This is a genomic window from Acinetobacter sp. NIPH 298 (assembly GCF_000369505.1).
Lineage (GTDB): Bacteria > Pseudomonadota > Gammaproteobacteria > Pseudomonadales > Moraxellaceae > Acinetobacter.
Genome location: NZ_KB850055.1, coordinates 1,893,532 through 1,915,767 on the forward strand (window position 1 = coordinate 1,893,532; position 22,236 = coordinate 1,915,767).

A 22,236-nucleotide genomic window follows, 5' to 3' on the forward strand; every position below is an offset into this window, starting at 1 on the left:
CTGTCCCACAGGGTTACGGCTAAAACTGCTCCAAACTTCGTTATGAAACTTGACAAGGGAATCGCCATTGCCTACGCCTCATGCCTCGTTTGTATGGTTTTAGCCAGTAACGCAATGCATGGCTGAAATATCAACAGCCCCTTAGTTTAATCTGCTCAAGTTTGAAAGTCACTGACCAAAATAGAAACTCATCGAACAAAGGACACGCCTTTGATCATAAAAATGACGCATAAATGATGATTTCATTGGCAAGAATTTCCATACATCTGTAGATTATGCAAATGACTCCCCGAGTAACATCCTCAATAATCAATTGATTTAAGAATAGATCAAGGACTGAGTAAAGATGAATACCCTATTTTCGGTGCCATTGCGTAAGACATTCACTGCCGCATTACTGGCTTGCAGCCTATCAGCAGTTGCAATAAGCACAACACAAGCTGCTGAAATTGAGATGAGTTTTCAAAATTTATTACAACAAGAACGAGCATGGGCTGGCCTACAAAGCAAAACATTAAAAGTAGGCGATATCACATGGTCTTATAGCGAAGGCGGTCAAGCAGGGAAACCAATCATCGTTTTAATTCATGGTTTAGCCGGCAGTCGAGACAATTGGAATCGAGTCGCACAAGCGTTAACCGCAAATTATCACGTCATTATTCCAGATCTACCTGCCAGTGGGGAAACCCAAGTTCCAAAAGAATTTGATTATTCAGTTCCGAATGTCACCGAAAAATTACGCCGCTTTATCGAAGCAGCGAACCTCACAGGTCCAGCACATATCGCAGGTCACTCACTCGGCGGCTCCGTTGCCATGCTCTATGCAGGTCAATATTCGTTTGAGACCAAGAGCCTGTTCTTAATCAATGCCGCGGGTGTGTATCGCACGGCAACAACACCATATTTAAAAGATCCAAATCAAATTAGAAATATGGTGGTGAGCAAAAAAGGTGATTTTAACTTCCTCATGCAACAAGCCATGTATGCTCCGCCTTTTATTCCAAAAGAAATTGCACAAGCCCAAGAGCGGATGATGATTGGACAAGTCGAGCAAACCAAGAAAATGATGGAACAGGTAATCGCCCTAAATAAATTGTACACGCCTGATTCATTTGCTTTGTTAACTAGAGCGATTGACGCACCTACCCTAATTTTGTGGGGAAAACAGGATAAAATCATCAATGTAGAGGTTGCTTCTGAACTCAAATCCCTGTTGAAAAATGCTCAAACACCTGTGATTCTGGATAAAGTTGGTCACATGCCAATCTTAGAAGCAGATCAATTGGTGGTTCAACAATATTTGCCATTCTTGAGCAAGATTCAGGCAGCAAAACCTGCAACTGCCCCGTCGCCATAAGTTTAAACAAGTGATTTGAAATTTTATGTCTAAACATCCAATGATAGAACAACTCATCGATGCACAACTTGATTTCATCGATCAGGAATTTGCACAAACAGAAACCATTCAACATGAGTTTAAACAGTTCTATCATTGGTTACGTTTACAACAACTCCAGCATATTTGGTCCTTTCCGCAGATTTTTGAACTGCTTGAAAAACAAATTTTAGCAACACCCGCAAGTTCATTTTTAGTTGAGCAAATTGCTGAGCACATCCGTTTCGCTTTGATTCATCCGCTGAATGAGCAAACCACAATTGAAGATGTCATCCCCGTTTTAACCATCGATTCGATTGCACAATACGTTGCCAGTAAAAGTGGTCATCGCCAACGTCTGATTAGAACCATAGTCAACAACCCTGCTTTTTCTGCGCTGATTACGCAACTGATCCAACATTCGATTCAAGACTATTTAGATAATTCAGTGATGTCTAAACGTGTTCCTGGTGTTGGACATTTTATGAAAATGGGCAAGTCGGTTTTGGAAACGGTGACTGACTCTAATCTCAATGAAACCATTGGCCACTATTTGCAGAAGAATATTTTAAAAATTAGCCAAATGAGTGAGAAGGTTTTAAATCAACATTTTAATGATGACAAGCTCTATCACTTCCAAGCCAATCTTTGGCATAAAATTAAAGTCATGCCTTTATCGGTATTGCGGAACTATGTCGAAGTACAGGATTTACCTAAAACGGTCGGCATGGGACATGATATTTGGGAGCATATTCGTCAAACAGATTATTTAAAACAACAAGTCCATGATGGTGTTTATGCATGGTATGCCCGAAACCAAGAACGGACTTTTGATCTATTATTACGTGATCTAAATATTGACGAAAATTTAATTGAAAATGAATTAAGCAACTTATTAGTGCCTATCTTAGGACAAGTTATTCAAACGGGTTATCTAAGACAACGTGCTCGTGCTTATTTAGAAAAATTTTATTATTCAGATAAAATTCAACAGATTTTGGCTCTTGAGTGATTCAATAATAATTCTCTATCAGTTTTATTTTATATTTGAATCGCTGTACCATATTTCGTTAGGCATGACCAACCCAGCTGTTGATCTAACATCCATTGATTCATCGCTTTCTCGAACTTGAGCTTTGTTGGGCTATGTTGACAAGGATGAATATAACCAGCCCAAACCAATACTAACAAAATTTCAGTGAGTTGTTTTAAGGATAAATTATGTTTAAGTATATTCGATAATTCGAGCGTTGAAAGCATTTGCTTATCTAAGAGCACAAGTATCTGCTCAAACAAATTTATCGCATCCTTTATCCTGCCAACCTTGGGGTCAAGGCTTAAATCTTCACCAACTGGTGCAGCGGGTAATATTCCATATTTCACTGTCGTATAATAGTTTTCAAACTGTTGTTTATTGAGTTGAACTCTACCCTTTACATATATATCTTGTCTCTGTAGCGTATAGCGGGCAATATCTTTGACCGTTTCTTGCAAAGTAATTAAGGGTAAAGTTTTTATAATCTTCTGGGCTTCTGGTGGCAGACTTAGTTTATCTAAGTTTTCAATAATACCAGCCCCACCGACATAAGAAAGCCCTAACTTACCAAAACGTTGGATCATATCGGCAGAATGCTGAGGCTGCCAATGTTCTGACAAAAAGTCATGTGCGATGTAATTTGGCTTATCTTTGGCAAGCTCAAATAACTCTTGATTCAGACTTGGAATTTTTTCAAATAATCCACTCTTCGTCGCACCAATTTTTCTGACCAAATTTAAACTTTGTACAGCTTTCGTGCCCGAGTCCCCTTGCAAATTCTTAGACGTTTCCAGCATTAACTTTTGGACTGATATCAAAGATGTGGCGCCAGGATGGCTCATATAACTACAGTATAAAACACCATTTTTTTTTAAAAATTTATCAACAATTTGCGCAACAATATTTTGGTTTTCAGATGAGATCCAAGACCAAACCCCATGCGTTACAATAAAATCAAATGGTTCTATGTCATAATTTAAAAAGCTTTCAAAATTCGCATGAATAAATTCGATATTATCAATATTAGTCGTCTCTAGACCTTCTTGTGCAACTATCAAATGCTGTTGATTAAAATCGACGCCAACAAAATGACCCAGAGGATTTGCAGCAGCTGTGAGGTGTAAATGAATTCCCATCGCACAACCAAGTTCCAAATATCGATAAGGTTTTACAAGTTCAGGCGCACAGAAACCTTTTGTTTGAACAATCATATTCAGCCACAGCGGCATCGTTTGTCTATGTACAAATGTTGGATATGGTACATCTACAATATAACCGTCTTGCGAAGAACTCATTCAATTTACCTAAGAAGAATAATCCAATAATAGATCAGCCCATTACTTAAATAAGCTGATCTGTTTCATTAATCAAATATCGATCTAGAATCGAGTGGTGAAGCCTACATAATATGTAGCTGGCGGCGCATCACCATAATCAACACTACCTCTATTAACTTTATCACCACCAATATTTTCAACACCAGCTCTCAAACTAAGTGAATTATTGTAATCAAAATTCACACCAACTGCGCCTGTCGTAGTTGCGTTTGAAAAGTATAATTCTTTACCTGCTGGACCTGTCCCTGCAACAATATCTGCATCTGTAAATGCTTGCTTACCTAGATATTGTACACGGGCAAAGGTATTCAGACGATCAGTAATATCCCAATAAACTGCTAAGTTTGTCGTAAATTCAGGAACTTGAGCTAGTGATTGACCTGTTGCTTTGTTTTCTGACTCTATCATATAAGTGGCATTACCTGTCACTCGCAGAAAATCATTCACTGGGAATTTATAAGTGAGTTCTAAACCGCTTGTGCGTGCTTTTTCAACATTAGATTGACGGGTATACCAAATACCGTTAATTCGCCCATAGTAGTTATTTACAATCATATCTTTGTAATCACTGAGGAAGTAGGTGAAATCAACACCATAACCATCCTCTTCGTAGCCAAAACCAATTTCATAATTCGTACTGGTTTCTGGATCAAGATCTGGATTACCTAACATGTAGCATGATTCACCAGATTGCCAACCATAAGGCGCTAAACTTGTACAACCCATTCCCATTGAACTTGTACCAGATGAACCTGAGCGTTCTTTTAAATTTGGCGCTCTGAAACTACGTGAAACTCCACCTTTAACGGTCCAAGCATCAGTCGGATGATATACCCCATAAATACGTGGACTAAAGTTAGGATCATAATCATTGCTTCCATCAACACGGCCACCAAGTGTTAAAATAAAATTATCCTGTAGATAAATTTGGTCTTCGGTAAACAAAGACCAAGAATAATCATCTGGATTCTTATCAGGTGCTTGGATATTACCATTTGCATCAGGAACCAATTGATTACCAATATTTGAAGCATTAGAAACTTGTTCATATTTTCCTTGTGCACCAAGGGTCAGATCATGTTTACGCCCCCAAAGCGCTAAAGGTTTATTGGCTTTTAGATCCAAAACTGTTTCACTACTTTTAGAACCACCGTCTACAGCAAAATCAGGTGTCTTATTTTCATATTGATTATAGTAAAGGTCTGCATTTGTGACTAAACCATCAGCAAAACGCCCTTCATGACCTATACCAACATTGTAGTGCTCCATTTTGTCAGCACCAAAATGTTCTGTACCTAATTCAGCTTGCTCAGCCTCACTCAACTGTGGATTCTTCTCAATGCCATAACCTAGATCAAAGTTAAAATCTTGGTTATCAGAAATTTTCCAGTTTAAACGGCTGGAGATATTTTGCTCTTGATTCTCGCCAGTACCATTCTTAATGCCCTCATCTGCATTTCTTTTCTTGATGTTTCCGCCGAGTCTAAAACCTAAATTATCAGTAATTGGTCCTGCAATGTTTGCAGCAACATTAACTGTATCACCTCGGGAACGACCATCAGGTTGGCTGTAATCAGTTCTTAATGAGCCTGTAATCTTATTCGGAATTTTTTTGGTAATAATATTAATCACGCCACCAGCAGCTTCAGAACCGTAGAGTGTTGACATGGAGCCTCGTACAACCTCTATGCGCTCAATCATTTCTGGAGAAATCCAATCGATATCTTGAGAAATTGTATCAGGACGATGACCTAACAGTGATGAATTACCGACTCGCTTACCATCTACTAGAATTAAAGTATATTTGTCAGGTGCGCCACGAAATGCAATCTTAGAACCAGGACCAACATTAGAATAGCCACCAACTGCTCCTGGTAATTCACCAAGTAACTGAGCAATACTAGAAACAGGTCGCTTCGCAATTTCTTCTGACGTAATTAAACTAATCGATGCTGGGGCATCTTTAACATCGACACCAGACCCACTCGCAGTAACAACGATTGTTTCTAATCTGACAGTATCATCTGATTTATCAAGTAATTTACTATCATTATTTGTCATATCTGAAGCATGTGCAAACGCCATCATACTACTGAGAACAGAGATCGCGAGTAGTGATTGACGAGCTATTATATTGGACATATTCGCACCTAGATTAATAAATCTTAATAATTTCAAAAATTCGTGACAATTCTAACAAAAAAACAGTAAAATTCAATACAAATGATAATTATTATTATTTATAAAATCTATATTTAGTGACTAAAACAGTTTGTAGAAGAGAGAAAATACAATTATTTTATCAAAAAAATAAAAAAAGCCCTCTAAAGGGCTTTTAACAATACGGTAATTTTCCAGTTTTATTACTTAAAATAAGCACCTTCTGCTTGCGTATGATCGGTCTGGTCAACCACACGTTTTAATTCAGGGATATGTTGTTGTAAAGTCGTTTCAACGCCCTGTTTCAAGGTCACGTCAATCGCTGAACAACCTTGACAACCACCACCAAATTTCAATACCGCAGTAAGGCCGTATTCTGGGTCATCTTTGACTTCAACCAAACTACAATTACCGCCATGCCCTTCCAATCCTGGGTTAATCTCAGATTGCAAGATATAGGTAATACGTTCTTCAATAGATGCATCAGGTCCCACACGAGGAACTTTTGAGTTCGGTGCACGGAAAGTCAATTGACCACCAAAACGATCTTTGTTGTAATCAATCACCGCATCGACTAAATACGGAATTGATGGCGCATCTACATAAGCAGGAAAATCTGGATAATCCTGTTTGTAATCGGTTGGTGCAACCTCATCAGGCGCACTGTAAGCCATACAGCACTCAGCACGTGGCGTACCCGGATGCTCTACAAAAACACGAACGCCAATTCCTGGAGTATTTTGCTTTTCTAATAAATCGCTCAAATACTCTTGTGCAGAGGGAGTAATTAAAAGGTTTGGAATTTGTTCTGCCGCGGCAGTGTTGGTGTTCTCAGTCGACATAACATTAATCCTCAAGCTGATGTCGTTATATTAACCGAAGATGGAGGGTAATTAAAAAAAATCAACCATTTTTGTAGGAATTCTATGCAAGATCATTGTTAATTCGCTTTTTAATGGCATTATTGCCTAGACACTGATCAAATTCGAAACGTTTATGTTACATCTACCTTTTAACCATACTGTGACGCTGATTATTATCACAGTAGCAATTTCTTTACTGGCCTTCTCTAATTCTCGCGTGATGAACCGTCTGATCTTTTGGCCGCCTGCGATGCAGCGTGGGCAATATGATCGTTTTATCTCCCATGGCTTCATTCATGCAGATGGCACACATTTACTTTTCAATATGATCACGCTGTTTTTCTTCGGCAATATCATTGAAAGTTTTTACCGTCAATTTTTCTATGACATGGGCTTTGTACTGTTTTATTTGGGTGGATTAATTTTTGCGATTTTACCGAGCTACTTAAAGCATCGAAATGATACGCATTGGGCAAGTCTAGGCGCATCTGGCGCTGTTTCTGCAGTTTTATTTGCCTATATTTTATTCCAGCCGTGGAACCTGATTTTTGTGTTCTTTATTCCTGTTCCAGCCATTATCTTTGCCATTTTATATGTGGCTTATAGCGTCTGGTCAGGCAAACGTGGTAACAGTAATATCAACCATAGCGCCCACTTATGGGGAGCTGCTTACGGTATTGTCGTGACGATCATCTTAGAGCCTAGAGTGGTTCCGCATTTCCTCAATCAACTGACCAAATTGCCATTTTAAATAATAAAAAAACAAGCCTCCAACTGAGGCTTGTTTTTCAAATATACACATCAAATTTGATTTGACCTTCTTATTATCATTACTTTGATCGATTTCACTCGTATCAGCATCAGCCAAATTTAACCAAATCATAGAACTGTATAAAAAAGCAACTCGTAAAAAAGATGAGATAGGCTTAAAATTTAATCAGATCAAATACACAGGATGTATCAATATGAAAATAATTTTATTGAGCTTAAGTATTTTATTCTGTCTGAGCCTATCTGCATGTGCGGTACATACCCCACGTGGCAGCGTGGTGATTGACCCAGATGGCTATGACCACAGATACCATCGTCAAGGCGGTAAGGGAGATTTCTGCCCACCAGGACTGGCAAAACAAGGACGTTGCTAATCATTTAAAAGCGTCTAAATGATGTACATCTGGACGCCTTTAAGTTCAAGCAATTTGTGCTGGAAAGGCGATGACTTGATCAATTTTAACCTGATTCATCGCCACCATCAGTAAGCGGTCTATTCCCAACGCAATACCTGAGCATTCAGGCATATTAGGTAGTGCTGCCAATAAATACTGATCGGTTGGAATGATAGGCAAACTTTGCTTGCTACGTTCCATATTATCTGCCTCAAAACGAGCAGCTAAAATATCTGCATCCAAAAGTTCATCATAGGCATTTGCTAATTCTAATCCTTCGATATAAACCTCAAAGCGTGCAGCAACCAGTTCACCATCTTGATCTGTTTTGACTTTTGCTAACGATGCCATTTCAGGTGGAAAATCAGTCAAAAATACAGGCGCATCGAAGCCCAAACTTGGTTCAACAAAATGAGAAAATAATAAATCCATGTAGCCAAGACGATCATCGCCCAAATCAAGATTCAGTCCGACTCTGTTGGCGGTATCTTTCAACTGCTTTAACGTGGCTTGTAATGGATTAATGTCTAAACGATCCTGAAATGCATGTTTATAGCTGAGAATAATAGGACGTATTTCCCCAAAACGATGTGCCAAACAGCTTTCTAATAGGTCGGCTGTTTCATGCATTAAACCTTTTAAATCCAATGCAGGACGATACCATTCCAACATGGTAAATTCGCTATTGTGCTTACGTCCATGTTCATCATCACGGAAAACTTTACAGATTTGATAGATCGGACCACTACCACTCGCCAACAAACGTTTCATAGGAAATTCAGGAGAAGTTTGTAAGTATTGGGTGCTTAATTTTCCATGAATATGACGCTGCACCTGAACCGATGCCAAATGTACATCGGTTACACCTGCCTGAGATAAAATTGGTGTTTCTACTTCCATGACATCACGCTCAGCAAAGAACTGGCGAATCTTCTGATACATTGCGGCACGCGCTTTTAGTGCTTCAATGGAACAGGTCGGTTGATAAGTTTTCATATTTTGACTCATGCTTTTGGACCTCCGTGTGCGGCCCACTCGCGGCGCAATGGATAGTTTTTACGGAGTAAATCAAATGCTGACTGCTGTACCTTTGCATCTTGAACACAGGCGCGAAGTTGCTGATCATCTTCAGCAATATTATAAATTTGTGTGAGATGCTGTTTGAGTACCGCTTTTAAATCCTGCTGATCAAAGTATTGTTCAACGCTCGGTAACTGGCTTTCAAATTGCTTCGATGCGTTATAGCCGAACCGATTGCAAAAAGCCTCATAGATCATCTGCGTGCCTCTGGCCTTACCTTCCAAACTATAGCCTGCAATATGCGGGGTCGCTAATGCCAGCAGATCCAATAATTGTTCTGAAATTTCTGGTTCAAACTCAAATACATCCAGTACCACTTGGCGTTTGGTTTTTTTAATATCCGCCATCAATGCCGATTGTTTTACGACTGCCCCACGCGCACTATTAATTAAAATAGCTGTAGCTTTCATTGCAGAAAAGGCAGCATCATCAAATAAATGCTGTGTTGGATAATCGCCTGACAACGTTAAAGGTACATGAATTGAAATCGCATCTGCACGTTTCAAAAGCTCATTGAAAGAGACATTTTCAATGCCATCAAGTTGTACATACGGATCATAGCCGATCACTTGCCAACCCAATAATTGTGCCATTGTTGCCAATCGTTTCCCAACATTACCTAAGCCCACAATCGCTAAAGTAAATTGATGGTCTTTTTCTAATAATTCGATGTTTAAATGTAATAAAGCAGTAATCACATATTCAGCAACTGCTTGGGCATTACAGCCTGCGGCATTACTCCAAGCAATATTGTGATGTTCTAAAGCGTGGATATCGAGATGATCTGTTCCAATGGTTGCACTACCAACAAATTGAATTTTAGTTTGATCGATCAAAGCCTGATCGACTTTAGTCACTGAGCGTACCAATAGTGCATCTGCATCTTGTACATCCTGATGCGTCAATGTACGCCCTGCTCTATGCTGTATTTCTGCAAATTCCGCAAAGAAATAATCGGTAAATGCCAAATTTTCATCTGCGATAATTTTCATGCAGCGCTTTCCATCAATGAGTCTGCGCTTATTATCCTTAGCATCGAGGAAATTGACAAATCAAATCTCGATTTTCTAATGACAATGCTGACCATGATTACAGTTTTGAAGATGCGGATATTGATTTGATTGAAATACAAAATCATAAATTTCAGGCATAAAAAATCCCTGCATATGCAGGGATTTTTGGATCTAGACGAAGATGTAATTACATCATGCCGCCCATACCACCCATACCGCCCATATCTGGAGCAGCTTGTTTATCTTCAGGAAGATCAGTAATCATACATTCTGTTGTTAACATCAAACCAGCAACAGAAGCTGCGTGCTCAAGAGCAGAACGCGTTACTTTAGCAGGGTCAAGAATACCCATTTCTAACATGTCGCCATATTCGCCAGTTGCAGCATTATAACCAAAGTTACCTTCACCTGCTTTTACTGCATTGATGACAACCGATGGCTCATCACCTGAGTTGGCAACGATTTGACGAAGTGGCGCTTCAATCGCACGACGTAAGATATTGATCCCCGCTGTTTGATCGTCATTTGCACCTTTCAGATTTTCAAGCGCATTGACAGCACGTACTAGCGCAACACCACCACCCGCAACAACACCCTCTTCAACAGCAGCACGTGTTGCATGAAGTGCGTCATCTACGCGGTCTTTTTTCTCTTTCATTGCAACTTCAGTCGCAGCACCGATTTTAATTACGGCAACACCGCCTGCTAATTTAGCAACGCGTTCTTGAAGTTTTTCTTTGTCATATTCAGAACTAGATTCTTCGATTTGACCACGGATTTGTTGCACACGTTCAGAGATTTGAGCTGCATTACCAGCACCATCAACGATCACAGTGTTTTCTTTAGATACAGTGATTTTATGCGCAGTACCTAAGTCTTGAAGAGAAGCTTGTTCTAAAGACATACCCACTTCTTCAGAAATCACTGTCGCGCCTGTTAAGATCGCGATGTCTTGAAGCATTGCTTTACGACGATCACCAAAACCAGGTGCTTTAACCGCACATACTTTAATGATACCGCGCATGTTGTTTACAACAAGTGTAGCAAGCGCTTCGCCTTCAACATCTTCAGCGATAATTAAAAGTGGCTTACCTGTTTTAGCAACCGCTTCTAATACAGTGATCAATTCACGGATATTGCTGATTTTTTTATCAACTAGAAGAATGAACGGATTTTCAAGTTCAGCCGTTAACGTTTCTTGTTTGTTCGCGAAATATGGAGAGATATAACCGCGATCAAACTGCATACCCTCTACAACGTCTAAAGAGTCTTCGAAGCCAGAACCTTCTTCTACAGTGATAACACCTTCTTTACCTACTTTTTCCATTGCTTGCGCAATCAACTTACCAACAGTTGTGTCAGAGTTTGCAGAGATTGAACCCACTTGTTCAATCGCTTTAAAATCATCAGCAGGTTTTGCATTGGCACGGATATTTTCAACTACAGTTTTCACTGCGATGTCGATACCACGTTTCAAATCCATTGGGTTCATACCTGCAGTTACAGATTTGATCCCTTCATTTAAGATTGCTTGAGCAAGTACAGTTGCAGTTGTTGTACCGTCACCAGCGATGTCGTTTGTTTTGCTTGAAACTTCACGAACAAGTTGAGCACCCATGTTTTCAAACTTGTCTTTAAGTGAGATTTCTTTCGCAACAGTCACACCATCTTTAGTGATGTGTGGCGCACCGAAAGAACGGTCAATCACAACGTTACGGCCTTTAGGACCTAAAGTTACTTTTACTGCATCTGCAAGGATATTTACGCCTGCGATCATTTTTGAGCGAGCTGAATCACCAAATTTTACGTCTTTAGCTGACATATTAAACTCCGAATCTTTTTAAATACTTAATCTGATAATAAAATGAGTTATGTGTCGATTAGCCTTCTAGCACAGCTAAGATATCTGACTCTTTCATAATCAAGAGTTCTTCACCACTCACTTTAACGGTTGTACCTGCATATGCACCAAACAATACTTTGTCACCAACTTTGACATCCAAAGCACGTACACCGCTATCTGTGATTTGACCGTTACCAACTGCAATTACTTCACCTTGTAATGGTTTTTCAGCAGCAGAACCTGGCAGTAAAATACCACCAGCAGTTTTGGTTTCTTCTTCTACGCGACGAATCACAACGCGATCATGTAATGGACGAATGTTGCTCATAATTAACTCCATCAGACTTAGTCTTTTTGATTAATTTGTACTGCTACTCCAGTAGCAATAAACAAAATTTTGATATGCCACTTTTGTGGGGTTAAAAAAAAAGGCTTCAAGGGGAAAAACAAAAAATATTCTACTTTTTGATGCTTTTTCAGACATCATCATCATTGCTGTTTAAAATCGTCGCTTTTTCATGCTTTTCGAACTGCTTTTTTTGTTCATCAAACCAATAATGTTCAATCACACCATCCGCTAAAATCACATTAAAACTATTCGGCAAACCAAAACGTACCCGATTCGATATCGCTGTTCCTGCATGAATATCCAAAATAGGATGATCAAACCCCAAATGGAAGATTTGATTTAAATCATGCACTGCGACCTTATGTAAATGTCCATGCAATAAACCAAACAATCCCGTTTCGCCCCACTTTTGTAGTGCTACTTTTCCAAGCACAGGACAATCTTTGCCACCATGATCATCTGGAAATGTATAAAAAGGTTGATGAAAAACACCTAGCTTGATTTTATTTGATGCAGCATTTTTTAATTTTTCATAGGTCTCATTGATCTGATCAAATGAAATATGACCGCGCGTATGATAGCGCCTGCGAATGCTATTTATTCCAACAATATAGAAATGCTCCGTTTCTAATGTCGTTTCCAGATCACCAAAAAACATTTGATAGCGTAGAAAAGGCGAAAAGAAGCGATTCCAAACATGATACAGCGGAATATCATGATTGCCCGGCACCACCAAATAAGGAATCGATAGACCGTCTAGAAACTGACGACACGCATAAAACTGTTTAAGGCGAGCACGTTGAGTCAAATCACCACTCACCACAATTGCTTCAGGGTGATGTTGCTGACAAAACAGTTTAATCGCGCTCATACACGCTTCGCGCTCAGTACCAAAATGCAGATCAGACAGATGTAACAACATTTGGAACCATCACTTTTAAAGCCGATTTTTTAACAGCGAAGTTTAATGGTGTTTGCATTTCCATTAACTCTCCATCTATTGCTACCGTTATTGTGGTCTTTTTACAACCCACCTGTATCTGCTCAGCGCAAAAGGTATATACATCAGAGGCTTGATCAATTTTTCCTTGAATTAACTTCAACAACATTTTTAACAAACTAAATCGATCACTTTTCGCCACCACGACCCCAGCAAGTTTGCCATTGGCTGCACATTCCGCAATTCTAAGTTTCAAATCACTGAGTTGTAGCTGATTATTTCCAAAGAAAATTAGCGGCGTACTCACTGGATGTTTTTGTCCATCGACGGTCACAGCCAATTTTAAAGATTTATGCTCTCTGAGCAGCACATCCAACCCCGATGTATAGGCATGCAAAGGAAATCGCCCAAATCGTTTGTTGTACAACTCACGTTTCTTAATAAATAACGGATATAAACCTAGACTGGCATTATTCAAGTAAATCTGATCATTTATAGTCGCAACATGCACATCATGTACCTTTCCTGTCGCAATCACTTCCGCTGCTTGTTGAACATCAATCGGAATATTTAACGCTCGAGCAACGTAGTTAAACGTACCTAGCGGTATGATTCCCATTGGGATATCGGTATGCATCAATCGCTTTGCAACCGCGTTTAAAGTCCCGTCTCCGCCTGCGGCAATCACCACTCCGCAATCATCAGCCTGTTGATGTCTCACTAAAATAGCTGACATCATTTCATCAAAATCAACTGTTTGATTTAACTCAAAGACCTGAATTTCAAAACCATATTGAGTCCAAAATGTCATGAGCCGCTCATATTCCTCATCTTGTTGTGCGGCATGAAATCCAGATTTTTGATTATATATAATAGAGAGTGGACGTAAATTTGGATGCATAAAGATCAAACTTAAGGCTGTTAATAGCTGTATTTTTGTGTACAAAAGCAACAAATGAAAGCTTGTTTATGTAAATTTTGAATGAGCATAATTCATTTTATCAATAATAATTCTCAAAAAATGCATAAACAGTAAAATACTGTTATTTATTGATATTTTTAATAAAAATAACACCTATAAATATATCGTATACTGTGTTAAAAAAACATTCAAACGATCAAAAACAACCACTTAGGTAGATATAAACAGCATTTCATTAACAGTAGATAACATTCTTGGCTCTTATTTTTTTTTCGATTTTATGCTTTAATACAGCCACTTTTTTTACTTCATCTATTTTCATTGTATCCCAATGAATAGAACTGTACGTCGTACACACTTTAAAAAGGCATCACCATGACCCAAGTGAACGCACCAGAATTCGTTCGTCACCCTAAGCTTATTGCATGGGTGGAAGAGATTGCAAAATTAACCAAACCAGCAAAAATTGAATGGTGTGACGGAAGCGAAGAAGAATATCAACGTCTGATCGACTTGATGATCGCTAACGGCACCATGCAAAAACTTAACCAAGAAAAACATCCTGGTTCATATCTTGCAAATTCTGATCCTTCTGATGTTGCTCGTGTTGAAGACCGCACTTATATTTGCTCTGCAAACCAAGAAGATGCTGGCGCGACGAATAACTGGGTTGCACCTGCGGAAATGCGCACAAAATTAAATGGATTGTTTGATGGTGCAATGGAAGGCCGTACCATGTATGTGGTTCCTTTCTCAATGGGTCCGTTAGGTAGCCACATTGCACACATTGGTATCGAACTTACAGATTCACCTTACGTTGCTGTTTCGATGAAGAAAATGGCACGTATGGGCAAAGCGGTTTATGATGTACTTGGTATAGACGGTGAATATGTACCTTGCGTACACACTGTTGCAGCTCCTCTTGCCGCTGGTGCAAAAGATGTTGCATGGCCATGCAACAATGAAAAATATATCGTGCATTATCCAGAAACTCGTGAAATCTGGTCTTACGGTTCTGGTTACGGTGGTAACGCGTTACTGGGTAAAAAATGCTTAGCATTACGTATTGCTTCTGCAATGGGTCGTGAACAAGGTTGGTTAGCCGAACACATGCTGATTTTAGGTGTGACCAATCCACAAGGTGAAAAACATTACATCGCAGCGGCATTCCCTTCTGCATGTGGTAAAACCAACTTTGCAATGTTGATTCCACCAGCAGGCTATGAAGGTTGGAAGATTGAAACTGTAGGTGATGATATTGCTTGGATCAAACCAGGTGAAGATGGTCGCTTATATGCAATCAACCCAGAAGCTGGTTTCTTCGGTGTTGCACCGGGTACAAATACCAAAACCAACCCGAACTGCATGGCAACTATGCACAAAGATGTCATCTACACCAACGTTGCTGTTACAGATAATGGTGAAGTATGGTGGGAAGGTCTTTCTAAAGAAGTTCCAGCGAACCTGACCAACTGGAAAGGTCAACCGCATACTGAAGGTGAAAAAGCTGCTCATCCAAATGCACGCTTCACTGTTTCTGCTGGTCAATGCCCTTCTATTGACGCTGACTGGGAAAATCCAGCAGGTGTTCCAATCTCAGCATTCATCTTCGGTGGTCGCCGTGCGGACACAGTACCTTTAGTTTCTGAAGCTTTTGACTGGGTTGATGGCGTGTATAAAGCTGCAACGATGGGTTCTGAAACGACTGCTGCGGCTGTTGGTCAACAAGGTATCGTTCGTCGTGATCCATTTGCGATGCTTCCTTTTGCTGGTTATAACATGGCTGATTACTTCGGTCACTGGTTACAACTTGGTCAAGAAGTTGGTGCTAAAGCAGAAGCTGCTGGTAACAAATTACCAAAAATCTTCAATGTAAACTGGTTCCGTCGTGATGCTGAAGGCAACTTCGTTTGGCCTGGTTTTGGTCAAAACATGCGTGTTCTTGAGTGGATCATTGATCGTTGTGAAGGTCGTGCTGAAGCGACTCAAACACCAATCGGTCTAGTTCCAACTTATGAGCAATTGAACTGGGAAGGTATTGATTTCTCTAAAGAACAATTCAATACCGTTACTGCTCAAGATAAAGATCAATGGATCAAAGAGCTTGAAAGCCACACTGAGTTATTTACTAAACTTGGTGATCGTTTACCTCAAGCACTTAAAGATCGTCAAAATGAATTATTAAATGCGGTTAAATCTGCTTAATAATTAAATGACATAAAAAGGTCGCTTCGGCGACCTTTTTATTGTGTGATTATTTTAAATTTTAATTGGCCACTATTTAAATTTTTACTTACTTGTTAACTTAAGAACAAACTAGCTAACTGCAAAATAACTCATTTTGATTAATTTTTTGCTTTAAAAGAAAAAAATATTGGATCAGAAAAGTTTTTTGAGGTTTCCAAATCAATTGCACAATAATCCATAAATGTTAATCGAACAATATAAAGAGGAAAAACCAATATCTTTCCTGCAATACGAAATACACCTTCGCTACTTTGCTCATATTGATCAATAATAACCGATGAATAAGATAAATAGTCGTCTACAGAATGCTCAACCATTTGCCAACCTATATCTGATTCTGGGTATTGATCTAATGTAATTTTAGCAAGCTGTCTAGCGAAAGTTTGGTGATTAAGTATTATCTCTGGTCTATCCAAAATAGTTACAAACACCTCCTTTTCAATTTCCCTCTTTTCCGAGCCATAATAAGCAAATTCAAATACTGAGCTACTACTTTGAGTAAGTTGCCATTTTTCATTTAACTCAATCTGCCAATGCTCACCTTCAATAACATTAAGTTTTGTTTTTTCCATTAATTGCTCAAATGCATCAGCTTGATCATCACTTAATTGTATCACTTCAGGCTCTCGTTCAGTTGCAAAAATTTCATCTCTAAACAAGTTCCTCATTTCACTTTGACGGTGAGAAAAGGTTTTAAAATCATCTTCAACATCGTTTAAGCAATCTGTAACTGTCACTAAATAGCCATTTGGCCATTGCTCAACGTGAAAACCCGCTTGCTGCAATTTCACTACATCAACCTCTTTAGCAAACTCATCACCATAATACATTCCCCAACCTATTTTTGATATTTGAGGCTTTATTAAGGCTCCAAAGCTCCCCAATTGATTTAGAGAGAGTTGCTTTACTCCTTTACATTCATGTTCTGTAAAAAAATGTAGCATAGCTAATTGCGGCGAAAATAACCCACACCAATGTCTGAATAATTCAAACCAGTTAATTTCTTTATGATAATCAACTTTAAAGTCAATTTCTGCTGGAATTAATTGGTGTAATTGATTAATCATCTTGTGAGTAACCCACCCTTTTCCTTTCAATTTATTTTTTCTTCTCCAAGCAAAATCATTATGGAATTCTGAAACCTTTTTACCATCTATATGAATCTGGCCAAGTCCTGCCCAATTATCTTCACAAGCCTCCACACTCTCAAACTTTTGTTTAAACCGTTCAGGATTTGTAGAAATGTGCTCTGGAGATAACCATCCCTTAGATGTATTCACTAGAGACTCAATGAATGGCCAGCCATAATCTCGCCATTCAAAAGTATCTACTTTGCTTCTAATTCTGATCTGTATAAATGGCTTCATTACAAGCTTAACTCCGTTAATGTTTTATGACTTGAATCAAAAACATATACCTTACCATTATTTCTCTCGATGGCTTTTCTCAAAGGTTCAGAAATATACTGATTACGCTCACTAATAACTAAATTAAAAGGCTGACCAGTATCCCCAGCCAATTTGATTTGAGCTTGCAGTTGTTTACTCAATGAAAGATTCATCACATCTTTTACTTCAACAATCCCCCCCGAACTTTTACCCCATAGATCAGGAATAGTTCTAACAACAGTACCATCTGGCAATTTTACGGTTGCAAGTTGATTATTCTTAATAGCCCCTAATGCTTCAATTAGACTTTTCTCAAATGCTCTCCCTCTAGCCATGGCAGTTGTTGTCTTAGATACATTTTTAACAGTTGTATTGATACCCTGTACTCTTGTTACTCGATTACCGAATCCAGCCGATACAATATTAGCTGCGGCCAGTAAACGGTTTTGTTCTAAACCAGCTATACCTGTGCCAGTTAATAACACTTTAAAGCTATCTGCCACACTAATTGCATTGCCTGCTACGGGCATCCACGCAATGACATCAAGCGCATTTTGTAATTCTTCTTTACGTTTTACATCTAACGCATCATATCTACTTTTACAAACAGCTTCACTTACACCATTACCACAATTAGCATTTGCCCAAGTTGTAAAAATATTAGTTGCTTTTATCGCCTCTGATTTCCATTGTACGGTATTGTCAAATTTACCCAGGTTATTGAAGGCCATATATTGACTTTTCAACTTCACATTTTGTGCTTGTGATAAACCCTCTAACAATGCATTAATATGTCCTGTACAAGCATTACTATTTAACCCTAAGCCACTACACGCAGCTCTTAATGCGGCATCATTAGCATCACTAACTACTTTATACTTCATAAATGCATTTGTCTTGCACTGGTTATCCGTACATTTATCAAGTTCAGCTTTGAGTTCATTAACCTCTTTACTGGTTAAATAATTGTTTGTTACCGCTACCGCCGCACTATTTGCAGCAGTATTCACATCATAGCCACTATAAGCAGATACTGTCCCTGCTAAAAGTTGCGCTGTTGCTACAACCTTTTTATTATATGCATCCCGCTCTTGCGGTGTCATATCTTTGAGCTCTTTGCTTCGAGGAACTAGATCAGCTGCCATTTCTCCGACAACAGCGCCAATAGCACCCGCTTCACAACTCTTTTGTAATGCACCAGCTACACAACCAGCGGCAGCATGAGCAATTTTGTGTAATATATAGTCAACATCTTCTAGCCCTTTGATTTTAGAAGCAAGCTCACCTTGTATTGATGAACTCAGCCCAGCCAGCAATGCTTTCTCAAGACTATCTGATAAACTTTCACCCTGTAATGTACTACTGATTAAGTTTGAACCAACACCTTGTACAAAATTATTTGCAATTTTTTCTACTGTTGGAAAACCATTTAAATCAATTTTAAGGCTTGTACTTAAACCTTCCACTAGCCCAGCTGTTACCACCGTAATTGCCAAACTTTTTACTGAATCTTTACTTCCTAGCTCTTTAAATGTTGCTGATAGATCGCCACCATTATTGATTAAGCTAATAGAAGCTTGTGTCGTCAAACTTAGTAATGCAGCATTAGTTACTGTTCCACCAGTTGATAGTATTGCTCCTACACCTGCCCCACCTGTCGCAGCTGCAATCGCAATTGCTAAAATTGCCGCACCAGCTGCAGTTAAGCCCTGAGACTTATAATCCCAATCTTCATTGGTTAAAAGGATTTGTTCCCAATTTACTTTTTGATCTTTGTTATCAACTAGAGATTTGAGGTACGCATTCCCAGGTGTCTTAGCGAGATTTTCAATTTCTGCAATTAATTCTTTTTGGTTTGCTGTTCTTTTTGTTACAGGCACTTGAACAGTTAAACTACCAACAAACTTCGGAGCAACTGGTCCATTAAAGGTAGGTAGCTGAGCTGTTTCATTAATTGAACCTTTGTCTTGCATCGACTGCCAAACCACACTATTACTTGTTTTAGTCTTTGTTGCTTCTACAAGTTCCGATGCACCTAAAAGAGTGATTTTCTCGCCTGCTTTTATTTCTGCACCTTCCAAATAATTAAACTCAGTGCCTTTTAAAATAATACTGCCATCTGCTTGAGCACCGATATAACTTGCTTCTAAAACAGCGGGTAGTTCTGATTTGATATTTCGAGTGCTGGTATATTTAGATTTATTGAGTTTAATACCAGCCCACGAACTACTTTTACTGATATCAAGGGTATCTTTTGAAACATTATCAGCAGTTAAAAGGTTGATATCACCACCCGCTAAAATCTTAACTTTACCGCCATGTGCCGTTAACTGACTTGAATACATGTCGATACTGGTACGATGCTGCCCAGTTTCTTTATCATCAGCCTTTTTCGCCTCTCCACTTTTGATATTGATATTTTTTGCATCAATATCCACAGATAAACCGCCAACTCGTTCAGCCGTTTTTATCGTGGTTATGGTCTTTTTCTTGCCATACCATTTGCGTTTGGTTTCTGTTTTCTTACTCTTGTCATAACCGTTTTCAACGGCAACATCAAAAATAATATTTTTATAGGCTTCAATATCGACATTGCCATTATTCGATGTAATGCCTACGCCTTGTAAAATTAAATTATCTGTGGCACTTTTGCCAGTGGCTTTGATTTTAACACCTTTATCGCCGTTGATCGTGGTCGCATTTACAGGGCTACGCCAATTATAATTATCATTAGTCACCTGACCAATTTCATAGGAATCTTGGGTGGCATCGATAATGATGCTTCCCTTTATTTTTCCTTGTTTAACACTATTTTTTATATTGCTCTTAAACTCACCCTGAATTTGATATTCTTCATTTGACAATGTTCCAGATGCTTCTATCAAAACCGAGCCTTTTTTCGCATCTATGTCAGCACCACTAATACTAAGACCTTGTTTAGAGGCTAGATTAATATTGCCTGTGTTGCTCGTCAGTGTTGCGCCTAGGTGTTCGTAGCCATTTACATTTTTATCAAAAAAACTAATTTGTGATTGAGCTTCATTCAGTTGATTTATTAAATTACGTTCAGGTTGCATGAAGAGATTATATGCATGTGATGCTTCCTCAACTAACTCGCCATAATAATTACAGCTTCTATTCATCTCCAAACACTCCCAATCGAATTGATTGGTTTCATCCTGAAGTTTCGTTCTTAGCCTTTTTTCTTCATCTATATAACTTTTTTCTTCGACTAATGTTTTTAATTCATTTTGTAATGCAGTTTTACTAGCATTTAAAGCATCGAGTTGTTTAGTCGACCGCTGATTTGTCAACGTATTCTTCAAGCCATCCACAATTAAATCTCCACCAGTCGATACAATCGAGATATCTTTAGCAGCATTTAATTGCGTTCCCTGCAACTCCACTTTTTGACCAGCAAGATTGATTCCACCATTGGTGGTGTTGAGCTTAACCACTTGCTCACTTCCATTACCTTTGGTTCCGCCATGTCCAATAAGTGTTAAGTCACCTTTTTTACTCATCAGATCATAATCACCCACCGCACTTAGTGTCAGTAACTTAGGATCGATGGTTAAATTATCGTTGGTTTGAATACTTAAATTACCATTGAGTTTTTTTAAGTCCTTGTCATTATTTAGTAGCGGTGAGCCTGTAGCTGTCACTTTGACATTCTTATTAACATCAAAGCCAGCTCCGCTTTCAATCAGTACCGCCCCACCTTTAAGGTCTGTATTTTGTAGATACTGACCCGCACCACTGACCAAGGACAGCACACCATCAGCTTGTAGCTTGACGGTATTACCCACCCCCCAGTTTGTCGTACCATCTGCTGCTACAATACTCGAACTCAAATGTAGCCTATCTTTAGTGCTTAATGCTGTATGTCCAGCTGACTGAGCTGTAACATGATGCAAGGTTTGACGACCATCAGCATGTAAAGTTGTGTTTGCACCACTCTTAAGGTTCATACCATATAAGAACTGTGTGCCTTTTGCTTGCGCTTGGATATTTCCTGTGGCGTTTAAATTACCCCAATTTAAGCTGTTATTTGCACCACTATTGATCAGGATATTTTTACCTTTTAACTCACTCCATAAATAAGTGGTTTTAGGGCTAAAACTGCCATCAGCATTTTGATGTTGGGTAATCACATCTGAACGTACTAGACTAATATTGCCTTTTGCATCTAACTGAATATCACCATTTTTAGCATCTAAATTTATGGTGTTTAAACGTAGATATCCGTTATCAATTGATGCGATCTGAATACCCTTATCTGCGGAGATTTTACTTGGGGTATAGGTGATATTTTTAGCATCTGTGCCCGTAACAGCCGTTTCAACTTTGTTTGCAGCTAAGATGACATTTTTACTGGCGAGTAGTGATACTTTACCTAAAGTACCTACTTGTAGGCTATTTGCAGTAATACTGCCATTTAAGGCATTAATGTTTATATCGCCTGTATTTGCCCAGAGTCGACTTCCTTGATCAAGTAGGATATTGCCACCATTACT

General features: G+C 38.9%; 16 protein-coding genes. 5 read left to right on the forward strand and 11 right to left on the reverse strand.

The annotated features are described in order from the left end of the window. Positions 1 to 346: 346 nt before the first annotated feature. Both F903_RS13750 and F903_RS13755 read left to right on the forward strand, forming a co-directional pair. Entirely contained in the window at positions 347 to 1,357 is a 1,011-nt protein-coding gene (locus F903_RS13750; RefSeq protein ID WP_005197880.1) for an alpha/beta fold hydrolase, read from the forward strand. A 25-nt stretch (positions 1,358 to 1,382) separates the two neighbouring features. Continuing rightward, entirely contained in the window at positions 1,383 to 2,387 is a 1,005-nt protein-coding gene (locus tag F903_RS13755; protein ID WP_034595081.1) for a hypothetical protein, read from the forward strand. 29 nt (positions 2,388 to 2,416) lie between these two features. On the opposite strand, the gene F903_RS13760 is transcribed toward F903_RS13755, so the two are convergent. The 3 genes from F903_RS13760 to nfuA form a co-directional block, all read right to left on the reverse strand. Then, on the reverse strand, positions 2,417 to 3,706 hold the full coding sequence (locus F903_RS13760; protein ID WP_005197883.1) for a class I SAM-dependent methyltransferase: 1,290 nt from the start codon (positions 3,704 to 3,706) through the stop codon (positions 2,417 to 2,419). Positions 3,707 to 3,790: 84 nt separating this feature from the next. After that, positions 3,791 to 5,890 carry a TonB-dependent receptor domain-containing protein gene (locus F903_RS13765; RefSeq protein ID WP_005197885.1) on the reverse strand — a complete coding sequence of 700 codons (2,100 nt, stop codon included), beginning with the start codon at positions 5,888 to 5,890 and terminating at the stop codon, positions 3,791 to 3,793. A gap of 221 nt (positions 5,891 to 6,111) precedes the next feature. Next, positions 6,112 to 6,750: a Fe-S biogenesis protein NfuA gene (nfuA, locus tag F903_RS13770; RefSeq protein WP_005197892.1), complete on the reverse strand. Its 639-nt coding sequence runs from the start codon at positions 6,748 to 6,750 to the stop codon at positions 6,112 to 6,114. A 154-nt stretch (positions 6,751 to 6,904) separates the two neighbouring features. Between nfuA and F903_RS13775 the strand changes: the two genes are divergently transcribed. Continuing rightward, positions 6,905 to 7,522, forward strand: coding sequence for a rhomboid family intramembrane serine protease (locus F903_RS13775; protein ID WP_004670349.1), 618 nt, complete (start codon positions 6,905 to 6,907; stop codon positions 7,520 to 7,522). A gap of 214 nt (positions 7,523 to 7,736) precedes the next feature. After that, positions 7,737 to 7,916 (forward strand): hypothetical protein, encoded by a 180-nt coding sequence (locus F903_RS13780; protein WP_005081751.1) that lies wholly within the window; start codon positions 7,737 to 7,739, stop codon positions 7,914 to 7,916. A gap of 45 nt (positions 7,917 to 7,961) precedes the next feature. On the opposite strand, the gene epmA is transcribed toward F903_RS13780, so the two are convergent. From epmA to F903_RS13810, 6 genes are all read right to left on the reverse strand, one after another. Continuing rightward, positions 7,962 to 8,945, reverse strand: coding sequence for an EF-P lysine aminoacylase EpmA (epmA, locus tag F903_RS13785; protein WP_005197894.1), 984 nt, complete (start codon positions 8,943 to 8,945; stop codon positions 7,962 to 7,964). Further along, positions 8,942 to 10,009, reverse strand: a complete 1,068-nt coding sequence (locus F903_RS13790; protein WP_005197896.1) for a 4-phosphoerythronate dehydrogenase — start codon at positions 10,007 to 10,009, stop codon at positions 8,942 to 8,944. The genes epmA and F903_RS13790 overlap by 4 nt, the downstream gene beginning before the upstream one ends. Positions 10,010 to 10,217: 208 nt before the next feature. Continuing rightward, the gene (gene groL / locus F903_RS13795; protein ID WP_005197898.1) at positions 10,218 to 11,852 is read right to left on the reverse strand and encodes a chaperonin GroEL; all 1,635 of its coding nucleotides are present in this window, start codon (positions 11,850 to 11,852) and stop codon (positions 10,218 to 10,220) included. 58 nt (positions 11,853 to 11,910) lie between these two features. Further along, positions 11,911 to 12,201: a co-chaperone GroES gene (locus F903_RS13800; RefSeq protein WP_004670340.1), complete on the reverse strand. Its 291-nt coding sequence runs from the start codon at positions 12,199 to 12,201 to the stop codon at positions 11,911 to 11,913. Positions 12,202 to 12,349: 148 nt separating this feature from the next. After that, positions 12,350 to 13,144 (reverse strand): metallophosphoesterase family protein, encoded by a 795-nt coding sequence (locus F903_RS13805; protein ID WP_005197900.1) that lies wholly within the window; start codon positions 13,142 to 13,144, stop codon positions 12,350 to 12,352. After that, positions 13,125 to 14,063: a diacylglycerol/lipid kinase family protein gene (locus F903_RS13810; RefSeq protein WP_005197902.1), complete on the reverse strand. Its 939-nt coding sequence runs from the start codon at positions 14,061 to 14,063 to the stop codon at positions 13,125 to 13,127. The genes F903_RS13805 and F903_RS13810 overlap by 20 nt, the downstream gene beginning before the upstream one ends. 396 nt (positions 14,064 to 14,459) lie before the next feature. Here F903_RS13810 and F903_RS13815 point away from each other — a divergent pair, with 396 nt between their 5' ends. Next, positions 14,460 to 16,289 (forward strand): phosphoenolpyruvate carboxykinase (GTP), encoded by a 1,830-nt coding sequence (locus F903_RS13815; protein ID WP_005197904.1) that lies wholly within the window; start codon positions 14,460 to 14,462, stop codon positions 16,287 to 16,289. Positions 16,290 to 16,429: 140 nt separating this feature from the next. Here F903_RS13815 and F903_RS16290 read toward each other — a convergent pair whose 3' ends face one another. Together F903_RS16290 and F903_RS13825 are read right to left on the reverse strand one after the other, a co-directional pair. Next, positions 16,430 to 17,698: a hypothetical protein gene (locus F903_RS16290; RefSeq protein WP_005197906.1), complete on the reverse strand. Its 1,269-nt coding sequence runs from the start codon at positions 17,696 to 17,698 to the stop codon at positions 16,430 to 16,432. Beyond that, a partial coding sequence (locus tag F903_RS13825) for a DUF637 domain-containing protein (protein WP_005197908.1) occupies positions 17,698 to 22,236 on the reverse strand: 4,539 nt, incomplete at its 5' end. The genes F903_RS13825 and F903_RS16290, both read right to left, overlap by 1 nt.

What these genes read in the sequence shown, in the direction of transcription:
- F903_RS13810 (WP_005197902.1), bottom strand. Translation starts at nt 14,063, where the DNA reads ATGCATCCAAATTTACGTCCACTCTCTATTATATATAATCAAAAATCT.
- F903_RS13815 (WP_005197904.1), top strand. Translation starts at nt 14,460, where the DNA reads ATGACCCAAGTGAACGCACCAGAATTCGTTCGTCACCCTAAGCTTATT.
- F903_RS13765 (WP_005197885.1), bottom strand. Translation starts at nt 5,890, where the DNA reads ATGTCCAATATAATAGCTCGTCAATCACTACTCGCGATCTCTGTTCTC.
- F903_RS13800 (WP_004670340.1), bottom strand. Translation starts at nt 12,201, where the DNA reads ATGAGCAACATTCGTCCATTACATGATCGCGTTGTGATTCGTCGCGTA.
- epmA (WP_005197894.1), bottom strand. Translation starts at nt 8,945, where the DNA reads ATGAGTCAAAATATGAAAACTTATCAACCGACCTGTTCCATTGAAGCA.
- F903_RS13760 (WP_005197883.1), bottom strand. Translation starts at nt 3,706, where the DNA reads ATGAGTTCTTCGCAAGACGGTTATATTGTAGATGTACCATATCCAACA.
- F903_RS13780 (WP_005081751.1), top strand. Translation starts at nt 7,737, where the DNA reads ATGAAAATAATTTTATTGAGCTTAAGTATTTTATTCTGTCTGAGCCTA.
- F903_RS13775 (WP_004670349.1), top strand. Translation starts at nt 6,905, where the DNA reads ATGTTACATCTACCTTTTAACCATACTGTGACGCTGATTATTATCACA.
- nfuA (WP_005197892.1), bottom strand. Translation starts at nt 6,750, where the DNA reads ATGTCGACTGAGAACACCAACACTGCCGCGGCAGAACAAATTCCAAAC.
- F903_RS13805 (WP_005197900.1), bottom strand. Translation starts at nt 13,144, where the DNA reads ATGTTGTTACATCTGTCTGATCTGCATTTTGGTACTGAGCGCGAAGCG.
- F903_RS13750 (WP_005197880.1), top strand. Translation starts at nt 347, where the DNA reads ATGAATACCCTATTTTCGGTGCCATTGCGTAAGACATTCACTGCCGCA.
- F903_RS13755 (WP_034595081.1), top strand. Translation starts at nt 1,383, where the DNA reads ATGTCTAAACATCCAATGATAGAACAACTCATCGATGCACAACTTGAT.
- F903_RS13790 (WP_005197896.1), bottom strand. Translation starts at nt 10,009, where the DNA reads ATGAAAATTATCGCAGATGAAAATTTGGCATTTACCGATTATTTCTTT.
- groL (WP_005197898.1), bottom strand. Translation starts at nt 11,852, where the DNA reads ATGTCAGCTAAAGACGTAAAATTTGGTGATTCAGCTCGCTCAAAAATG.
- F903_RS16290 (WP_005197906.1), bottom strand. Translation starts at nt 17,698, where the DNA reads ATGAAGCCATTTATACAGATCAGAATTAGAAGCAAAGTAGATACTTTT.